Genomic DNA, 8,224 nt, shown 5'->3' with positions numbered 1-8,224 from the left:
ATGCGACCGCCAACTCCGTCGTCATCGCCTTCGACGAGCTTCGCCGCCGACTGGGTTGACGACGTACGCATCTGCCGCGATGAGTGTGCCCGACATTCCGTGCAATCGACACAGGCGCCTACGGAATTGTCGTTCGGGCTCGTTCTCGTGGGTCGTAGAATCGGTGGATGTTAAACGTCGCTCAGCGCGCCGCGAAGCGATCATGATCCTGCCAAAGGTTCGCGATCCGCGCATGGTGACTGTTCGTCGGGGCGGCACCCTGACTGACGAGGATCACCAGTTGCTCGCGCTGTGGGCCGCCGAGTGCGCCGAGCATGTTCTCGGCTACTTCGAGCGGGAACAGCCAGACGATCCGCGCCCACGAGACGCGATCGCGGCCGCCCGCGCGTGGGCGTGTGGCGACGTACCGATGATGCAGGCACGCGCAGTCGGGGGCCACGCGATGGGCGCCGCCCGGTTCTTGACCGGCGCGGCCCGCTTCGCCGCCTACTCGGCTGGGCAGGCAGCCTGTGTTGGGCACGTCGCCGAGCACGACCTGGGTGCCGCTGCCTACGCGATCAAGGCCACTCGCAGTGCGCGACCCGATGATCCAGCGGCCGGCCGGGTCGAACGGGACTGGCAGCGCGATCAACTCGCTTTGCCGATCCGCCAACTCGTCCTTGACGACCAAACTCGGCGCGATGCCATCTGCTGGTCAGTCTTCTGCGACTGAACCGTCCAGCACTCGACTCACAGGGGACTTATGTCACGGGACCGCGTGGTCCTCTTCTCGAAGCGCACTCGTCTGCCGCGAGCCGCGCTGATCTGCCTGCGCGACGCCAGTTGACAGCGCCGTTCAAGAACGATGGGTCTGTGCCTCGATGTCCCTGATCCGCTCGATCAATGCCTCGCAACGCTCCCGGAACTTGCGTCTCTCGATCTGCGTCACCCGCCTGAACTGCATGTCCATCACCACGTGCGCCTGAATCTGTGTAAGACCGAATTGTTCTTGGAGTGCCTCAACGGCTGACTCGGCGTCCGAGGAAGTCAGCAACACGTCCAGCACACCATGCGCGTTGCTCGCTGCTGCCTCGACGGCTTCGACGACGAGCAACTCGTCGCGAGCTAGCTGCAGTTGGGCGCTCGCGGAGATCTCTGAGTCTCGGTCTCTCATTGGAGCAGGGTGCCACGGTGATGCTGCCGAGTCGCCGGAAGCACACGCTGAGGTCCGCTAGAGCCCAGCGCTTCGTGCACATGACATTTGGCCCACGGGCAAACAGATCGGTGTGAGACTGCGTCATGCCCGAGACCCCCAACCGAATCCCCGGCGACCGTAATCCGACTCCTGACGGAGACGCGCCCATGCATGTCGCTCGTGAGAGCTGGATGGGTGGTCACGACCACGGAATTGCTCGCGGCGTCTTCGCCCTCGTTGACTGGTTCAAGCGACGAGCCGAGAAGAACCGCTAATCCAATCATTTATCCGAGAGCGTCCTTGCAACACTGCTCAGCTGGACCGCCTTCTGGGTGATCCGGCTCGCCGTTCGCTATGGCATGAACGATGCCCTTCGGATGAACCGTGCTTGGCTCGCACTGCGCGCGGAAGAGCTTCCCTAGCGGCAGGCTCGCGTCATGAGTCCTCATGCCGCTGGCTCGTAATACTGGACCAGGCAGAACTCGTTGTCTTCGACGTCCCTCATGATCACCACCACGCCGGCGTCGTGCTCGTGACGCTCTCCGGTTTCTGACCCACCCAGTTCCAGGACTTGGGCGATGCCGGCGGCGATGTCATCTACCTGCACGTCGAGGTGCAATCGGTTCTTCACGGTCTTGCGTTCAGGCACACCTTGGAAGACCAGGCGTGGCAGTACGTCGCCCGGCTGACCTAGGTACACCCAGCCGGGATCAGCCGGTCCGGGCCGTCGGTCCAGGAGTGCGCTCCAGAACGCCGCCACGCGCTCCACGTCGTGACAGTCGATCGTGATGCCTGACCAGCGGTTCGCCACGATCGGCAGCGTATTGCTCGGCCGCCGCCAAGGGAGTGCCAGTCGGGACTTATGGATCTCTTCCGGTCGCGGCGGAAGAGCGGAGCGTGCTCGTGCATCACGTGGCGCCCACAGTTTGGGTGCACGCCGGCGCCAGTACTCCTAGAGTCCCGCCATGGTCAGGTTTGATTCTCGTTGGGCAGCCGACGTTGTCTCCTACTGCGATCCCGTGTTCGCGGCTGCCGGGGTCGGCTTCGTTCGGGCCCCTCTGTCGGAGAGCGCGCCGGACGAGCCCGCTGGGTCCCTGCTGTGGGAGGCCGATCCGGCACAGTTCGCCGCCAAGTACCCCGAGAGCGGCATCGTCGAGTCGTACGGCGCGGAGCAGTGGCAGGGCGTGGGCTGCATCGACTTCTGGCTGCACGTCGATGCGCAGGAAGAGGTCTGTCGTCTGAGCGTCGAGGGTTGGAACCTGCCGGAGATCCTGGTCAAGACGACCGGGCACGGCGCCATGGATGGTGGCCAGGTGGCGGCCGTCTTCGCCAGGATCTTGGGCGTGCGGTGGCGGCACGTAGTTGGAAGCTAGGCCTGCCCCTTCTAGTCGTGTTCCGAACGACTGGACCCGTCCGGCGAGTAGGCGAACCAGCCGAAATCCTCGCCGCTCGCCCGGGCCTCCGCCAGTCGGCGTCTGAGCTCGCGTAGTGGGGGGGACGGCTTCTTCGCGGGAGGCAGCTCCTCCCGCGTCGAGGTCGTCACGTCGCCGTCCCAGAAGACGAGGAAGCGTTCCTCCTCAGGGGTCGAGGCGAACAGCTCGTCGAAGTGCTCGAGGAGCCACGCGCGCCGGATGCCATGCCGGCGGATCACCCGTTCCCACTGGTCGGGAGTCACGAGGACGGTGAGGTCGTCCCGCCGCCGTCGCCGTACGACGTAGCGGTTGGGCGCCGCCTTCTCGACCTCACCCTGGCGTCCGAGGACCTCCAGCAGCATGGCCTGCTGCTCCTCGCGGGAGGGCAGGACACGCTCGTCTTCCCGGGACGGCTGGTGCGCCCAGAGGAGCTGATGGATGTGGCGCACCAGCTGCATCGCGATGTGACGCGCGTAGTCCTCGGGCTCGGTGTAGCCGCTGACCTCTCGCCATTCCGCGTCGAGCGGCAGCAGTAGGGAGCCCTCGCGTGGAGTGTCCACTTCGTTGGGCAGGTCCAGCACGTATGCGACGTCGATCTGATTGCCGTGGTCGCCGGGGACCACGTCGATCGCGGTCACCCTCATGTCAGTGCCGAACCCGTCGGAGCGGTCGATGAAGTCGTCGCCGAGCCTGCCTGCCGGGAGTTCCGGATCGAGAGGCGCGGTAAGGATCGTGTACAGCTGCCGGGCGTAGTCCTCGTCGTCCATGGCCCCAGGATGGACCCTCGCGGCTCCGCGCCGCCTACATTAAACCGCAGGCCTCCCGCTCGCTCTGGCCCGCGAGGTCGTGCCAGGGACGCGCTGAAGGTGCAAGAGTGAAGACATGCGCACGATCGGCAATGTCCTGTGGCTCGTCCTCGCCGGGTGGTGGCTTGCGCTCGGCTACGTGGTGGCCGGGGCGATCTCCTTCGTGCTGATCATCACCATCCCCTTCGGCATCGCCTCCTTCCGGATCGCCGGCTTCGTGCTCTGGCCCTTCGGCCGCACGGTGGTCTGGAAGCCGCAGGCCGGGGTCGGCTCGGTGATCGGGAACGTGCTCTGGATCATCTTCTTCGGCTGGGAGCTGGCCGTGGGTCACCTGATCGCCGGGCTGCTGCTCTGCGTCACGATCATCGGCATCCCGTTCGGCCTGGCCTGCTGGAAGATGGTGCCGATCTCGCTGCTGCCGCTGGGACGCGACGTCGTGCCGGTGGACGCGGTCACGCGGGACCCGTACGGCGTACCTGTGCGGCACTGACGCCCACGCCTTCGACCTATCCTCCACCCGTGCCCGATCACGCCTTGGAGCTCAGCTTCGAGCCCTCCTCGACTGCCGCGGTGGTGGCGCAGTGGGACGCCCTCAAGGCCGCCGGTCTCCCCTCGCAGGCCGACCACCGGTCGATGACCAACGCGCCGCACCTGACTCTCGTGGCCGCGGTCGGCATCGAGGACGACGTGGTGCGGGTGGCACGGGAGACGATCGGGCCGCTGCTGCCGGCCCGGGTCGGTCTGCGCGGCCTGGTGCTGTTCGGCCAAGGGGCCAGGGTGACCATCGCCCACCTGGTCGAGCCCGATCGGGCGTTGGCGGCTGCGACCGCACGGATCCGGGCCCTGGTCCCTGCCCTGCGGCATCCGGTCTGGACCCCGCACGTCACGCTGGCGCGGCGCGTCCCGAGGTCGTCGCTCCCGGCGGCACTCGAGGTCCTGCACTCCACCGAGGCCGCGAGCGAGCTGGTCTGCGACCGCCTTCGCTGGTGGGACCCGACGCAGGACCTGATCGAGGACGTCGCGGTCGCCGGGCGCGACTGACGCCACGGCGCGAGGTGTCCGGGCCAGGATGATCACGGTGTACCAGGGGTGCCGGCAACGCTAGGGTTCGGGCTCTTGACGGTGTCCAGGCCGTCCTCATGGTGGGGGAGCCATGCGCAGAGCTGGTGTCGTTGTCGTCCTGTTCCTGAGCACAGCCCTGCTGGCCTCGTCGGGGGCCGCGCTGGCCGGCGTGACCGCAGGCGACGAGGCGCTGGCACGGCCCGCAGCCGCGGCCGCTCCCAGGCCGCCGGTCAAGCAGGTGCTTCGCGCGTACGGCGAGGGACCGCTGGAGCTCGCCTACCGGCAGCAGGGTGCGATCAGCTTCCAGGCTCGGCGAGGCGACGAGGTCACCCTCAGCGCGCGGACCAAGCAAGGCGACGATTGCCGGGGGAGTGTGACGCTGACGGACGGACGCGGGTCGCGGACCAAGAAGCTGACCCTGGTGTTCCCGGTCTTCCGGGTGAGGTCGGCTGGTAGGGCGACGATCCGGTTCCGACCCTTCTCGCGCTGGTGCGCGGCGGACGATCCGATCCGGATGCAGTTGGTGAAGCTGCGCGGAAGAAACGTCCCGATCGACGGGAAGCCCGTCCGGCTCGGGCAGGCCGAGCTCGGTTTCCAGGACGTGGCCTGGCTCCGGGTACCCCGGACCGGGCGGGTGAAGGTCACGGGTCGCGACCCCCGGGGGAAGGGCATCCAGATCTCCCAGGCGGTCGCGCGCGGCGAGATGCGGTCCATCTGGACGGGCGCCGTGTCCGTCGAGCACGGAGCGACCGTGGGCACCCCGGATCCGCTCGACGTCGGCCCGGTGCTGCGCCGCGGCGCACGCGTGGGCTTCATCTTCGACTCGGCCGCGCGGGTGGGTGCCCGCAGCGCCCTCACCCATACCGTCGAGCTCGACGGGCCGCCGGTGACCCTGACCTCCGGGCACGGACGCGAGCACGTGCTGACCGTCCAGCTCCCTGCCGGCATCCGCACCTATCTCGACCCGGAGTACCAGTGGAGCGAGCGGGGCACCTCGTACTGGCTGCCCCCACGGCCGGGATACCCGACGGCGGCCGGTACCTACCGCATGGTCGTGGCATCCGCCGAGGACGCGCCTCACCAGGAGCGGACCGTGCGCATCCGCTCCTACCTGGACGCACCCGACCTGGTGGTCGATGGACCTCCCGTTCGCTACGAGTCGGTCGAGCCGGGCCAGCGATTCTCCATACGGGTGCCCGCGAGCGAAGACGGGCCAGTCCGGCTCGCCGCCAGCGACGTGAACGTCACCGGAGGTGGGTGGAGCGCCCAGATCCACCCGTCCTGCGGCCACGACTGCGCCGGCGGGGCCCGCATCACGTCGTGGGAGCCAAGCGGCCTCGGCTACCTGCTGGGCGCCCCGTCGGCCACCGGCGACGTGAGGTTCCGGCCCGGCGCCACTGGCAGCCTGACGCTCACGCTGACGTCTGTGCCGCGGTAGGCACCGCCATGGACCGTTCGCAACTACGTGTCGTGGCGTCAGGAGCAGTCGCTGCGCTGGTCGCCGCCACCCTCATCGGGCTCGCGACCTCCATGGGCTACGCCGGACCGAAGCTGAACGGGACGCTCTCGCTCACTCCGGCAGCCGGTGCCCCCGGCGCGGTGATCAAGGTCGTCGGGCGGATCGCTCCCAAGGTCAAGCACAAGGTCAGGCTGCAGCGCCGGGATGGCGCAAAGTTCGTCACGATTGCGACGACGAAGACCTCGAAGGTCGGCCGCTTCAGGTTCCGCACCACGCTGCCCGCCCACGGTACGACGGCTGTCTACCGCGTCGTGTCCCTGAAGGTCCGTGATCCCAGGACGGGCCGGAGGACCAGTTATCGAACGCGGACCCGGAGAGCCTCGATCGTCACCCCCACGGTGGTGACGACCCCGACCCCGACGCCCACCCCGACGCCCGTGCCCCCGGCTCCGGGCTCCACCACCCGGGTCTCGCTCGCCGGTGACGGCACGCAGCCCACTGCGGACTCACGCAACTCGGCGATCAGTGCCGATGGCCGGTTCGTCACCTTCGAGACGGCAGCGCCGAACCTCGTCCCCGGTGACACCAATGGCCAGGGCGACGTGTTCGTCCGCGACCTGGCCACGGGCACCACCAGTCGAGTCTCGATCCGCAGCGACGGCACCCAGGCGAGCGGCACGTCGTACGACCCGTCGATCAGTGCCGACGGCCGCTACGTCGCCTTCCAGTCGTACGCGGCCCTCTTCCCCGGCGACACGAACGGGAAGGCGGACGTCTACGTGCATGACCGCACCGCCCGCAGCACCTCCCTGGTGTCCCTCGACAGTGCCGGCGCACTGGCCAACGAGGACTCCCGGAGGCCGGCGATCAGCGGGGACGGCCGGTTCGTCACCTACGAGTCGTGGGCGACGAACCTGGTGCCGGGCGACACCAACCGCGCCTACGACGTCTTCGTGCACGACCGGAGCACCGCAGTCACCACCCGCGTCTCGGTCGCCACGGGTGGCGCCCAGGCCAGTGGCAGCGAGCCCGCGATCAGTGGGGACGGCCGCTACGTCACCTTCCAATCGAGCGCCGCCTCGCTGCTGCCCGGCGCCTCCTCCGGCGCTCCGGTCTTCGTGCACGACCGGAGCACGGGGGTCACGCGCCCGGTCTCGGTCGCCATCGACGGGACCCCGAGCGGGGCCTCCCACTCCTCCATCAGTGCCGACGGCAGGTTCGTGGCCTTCGAGTCGCCCGAGTCCACCCTCGTCCCCGGGGACACCCACGGCCCCGGGGACGTCTTCGTGCGAGACCTGACCACCGGAGTCACCACCCGGGTCTCGGTCGCGACCGGCGGCGCTCAGGCGAACGAGTCCTCGTGGAAGCCGGCCATCAGCTCAGACGGCCGGTTCGTCACCTTCGAGTCCTGGGCGTCGAACCTCGTGCCCGGCGACACCTACGACCAGGACGTCTTCGTGCACGACCGGAGCACCGGGGTGACCCGCCTGGCCTCGGTCGGCAGCGCCGGCCCCGGTCCCGGTGGCTCCTCCTACAATCCCTCCGTCAGCGCGGACGGTCGCCGCGTCGCGTTCCACTCGGCCGCGACGAACCTGGTCTCGGGAGACACCAACGGGGTGCTGGACGTGTTCGTGTGGGACAGGGGTCAGTGAAGAGTTCCGTAGTCCGTCGCTAGGCCTACCAGCCGGCGGTTCCAGGCGCGCCTTTGAAGGGGCCGGTCACCTTGCTGGTGATCCAGCCACCGTAGAAGTCGCCGGGCTGGGCGAGAGCGGTTCGCCGTCGACGGTGCACCGGTCCATCCGGCCGGGGTAGAAGGCGACGTGGCCCACAAGCGCCTCGTAGCCCGCGGTGGGTTGCGGGTAGTGCCACGCCGCCCGCGGGACCACCCGCCCGCTCGGGCAGAGCACGTCGAAGTACGACGCTGACCCCTTGAACTCGCACCACGTCGTTCCGGGGACCGGCTGGAGGAAGCCGGACGCGATGGCCTCACCAGGGAGGTAGTAGACCGGCGGGTGGCTCGTCTCCATCACCCGGAGCGATTCCCGGGTGTCCGCCACGATCTCGCCATCCAGCTCGACCACCACGCGCTCGCGCGACGGGACCACGATCGGCGGCCGCGGGTAGTCCCATACCGACTCGACTTCCGCCCCATTCACGTCGTCGCTCACGGATTCATCGTCGCTCGGTGCTGCAACCAGCCCGGGCAATCCTGCGGCATCCGCCATCTGCCTCCGTTGGCGTCGTTTCTGTTGAGTTTCGCTGGGTTCTCCCTCGGTTAACGGTGGTCTAGACCAGAGGGCTCCGGACGCCG

10 protein-coding genes are annotated in these 8,224 nt (G+C 68.6%); 6 read left to right on the top strand and 4 right to left on the bottom strand.

Going from position 1 to position 8,224, the window contains the following annotated elements; all coding sequences use genetic code 11:
- Positions 1 to 79: 79 nt before the first annotated feature.
- Positions 80 to 712: a putative immunity protein gene (locus C5H89_RS19545; protein WP_345840646.1), complete on the top strand. Its 633-nt coding sequence runs from the start codon at positions 80 to 82 to the stop codon at positions 710 to 712.
- Positions 713 to 835: 123 nt separating this feature from the next.
- On the opposite strand, the gene C5H89_RS18245 is transcribed toward C5H89_RS19545, so the two are convergent.
- Together C5H89_RS18245 and C5H89_RS18240 are read right to left on the bottom strand one after the other, a co-directional pair.
- Positions 836 to 1,153 carry a DNA gyrase subunit A gene (locus tag C5H89_RS18245; RefSeq protein ID WP_104108366.1) on the bottom strand — a complete coding sequence of 106 codons (318 nt, stop codon included), beginning with the start codon at positions 1,151 to 1,153 and terminating at the stop codon, positions 836 to 838.
- Positions 1,154 to 1,619: 466 nt separating this feature from the next.
- Positions 1,620 to 1,985 (bottom strand): VOC family protein, encoded by a 366-nt coding sequence (locus C5H89_RS18240; protein ID WP_104108365.1) that lies wholly within the window; start codon positions 1,983 to 1,985, stop codon positions 1,620 to 1,622.
- Positions 1,986 to 2,139: 154 nt separating this feature from the next.
- On the opposite strand from C5H89_RS18240, the gene C5H89_RS18235 reads away from it, so the two are divergent.
- The gene (locus tag C5H89_RS18235) at positions 2,140 to 2,547 is read left to right on the top strand and encodes a hypothetical protein (protein WP_162799464.1); all 408 of its coding nucleotides are present in this window, start codon (positions 2,140 to 2,142) and stop codon (positions 2,545 to 2,547) included.
- 11 nt (positions 2,548 to 2,558) lie between these two features.
- On the opposite strand, the gene C5H89_RS18230 is transcribed toward C5H89_RS18235, so the two are convergent.
- Positions 2,559 to 3,353: a hypothetical protein gene (locus C5H89_RS18230; RefSeq protein ID WP_104108363.1), complete on the bottom strand. Its 795-nt coding sequence runs from the start codon at positions 3,351 to 3,353 to the stop codon at positions 2,559 to 2,561.
- Between the two features lie 115 nt (positions 3,354 to 3,468).
- Between C5H89_RS18230 and C5H89_RS18225 the strand changes: the two genes are divergently transcribed.
- From C5H89_RS18225 to C5H89_RS18210, 4 genes are all read left to right on the top strand, one after another.
- Positions 3,469 to 3,882: a YccF domain-containing protein gene (locus C5H89_RS18225; protein ID WP_104108362.1), complete on the top strand. Its 414-nt coding sequence runs from the start codon at positions 3,469 to 3,471 to the stop codon at positions 3,880 to 3,882.
- Positions 3,883 to 3,911: 29 nt separating this feature from the next.
- A complete protein-coding gene (locus C5H89_RS18220) occupies positions 3,912 to 4,433 on the top strand; it encodes a 2'-5' RNA ligase family protein (protein WP_162799463.1) in 522 nt (173 codons plus the stop codon).
- A gap of 112 nt (positions 4,434 to 4,545) precedes the next feature.
- A complete protein-coding gene (locus tag C5H89_RS18215; protein ID WP_104108361.1) occupies positions 4,546 to 5,892 on the top strand; it encodes a hypothetical protein in 1,347 nt (448 codons plus the stop codon).
- A 32-nt stretch (positions 5,893 to 5,924) separates the two neighbouring features.
- The gene (locus C5H89_RS18210; protein ID WP_104108360.1) at positions 5,925 to 7,565 is read left to right on the top strand and encodes a PD40 domain-containing protein; all 1,641 of its coding nucleotides are present in this window, start codon (positions 5,925 to 5,927) and stop codon (positions 7,563 to 7,565) included.
- 66 nt (positions 7,566 to 7,631) lie between these two features.
- On the opposite strand, the gene C5H89_RS18205 is transcribed toward C5H89_RS18210, so the two are convergent.
- Positions 7,632 to 8,081, bottom strand: a complete 450-nt coding sequence (locus tag C5H89_RS18205) for a DUF427 domain-containing protein (protein WP_205305118.1) — start codon at positions 8,079 to 8,081, stop codon at positions 7,632 to 7,634.
- Positions 8,082 to 8,224: the final 143 nt, after the last annotated feature.

Source organism: Nocardioides sp. 616 (assembly GCF_002930065.1).
Taxonomy (GTDB): Bacteria; Actinomycetota; Actinomycetes; order Propionibacteriales; family Nocardioidaceae; genus Nocardioides; species Nocardioides houyundeii.
Note: the sequence above shows the minus strand (reverse complement) of the source record. Positions and strands in the feature narration are given on the sequence as shown.

Bases quoted from the DNA above. Each gene is read 5' to 3' on its own strand.
- C5H89_RS19545 (WP_345840646.1), top strand. From the start codon at position 80: ATGAGTGTGCCCGACATTCCGTGCAATCGACACAGGCGCCTACGGAAT.
- C5H89_RS18245 (WP_104108366.1), bottom strand. From the start codon at position 1,153: ATGAGAGACCGAGACTCAGAGATCTCCGCGAGCGCCCAACTGCAGCTA.
- C5H89_RS18235 (WP_162799464.1), top strand. From the start codon at position 2,140: ATGGTCAGGTTTGATTCTCGTTGGGCAGCCGACGTTGTCTCCTACTGC.
- C5H89_RS18230 (WP_104108363.1), bottom strand. From the start codon at position 3,353: ATGGACGACGAGGACTACGCCCGGCAGCTGTACACGATCCTTACCGCG.
- C5H89_RS18225 (WP_104108362.1), top strand. From the start codon at position 3,469: ATGCGCACGATCGGCAATGTCCTGTGGCTCGTCCTCGCCGGGTGGTGG.
- C5H89_RS18215 (WP_104108361.1), top strand. From the start codon at position 4,546: ATGCGCAGAGCTGGTGTCGTTGTCGTCCTGTTCCTGAGCACAGCCCTG.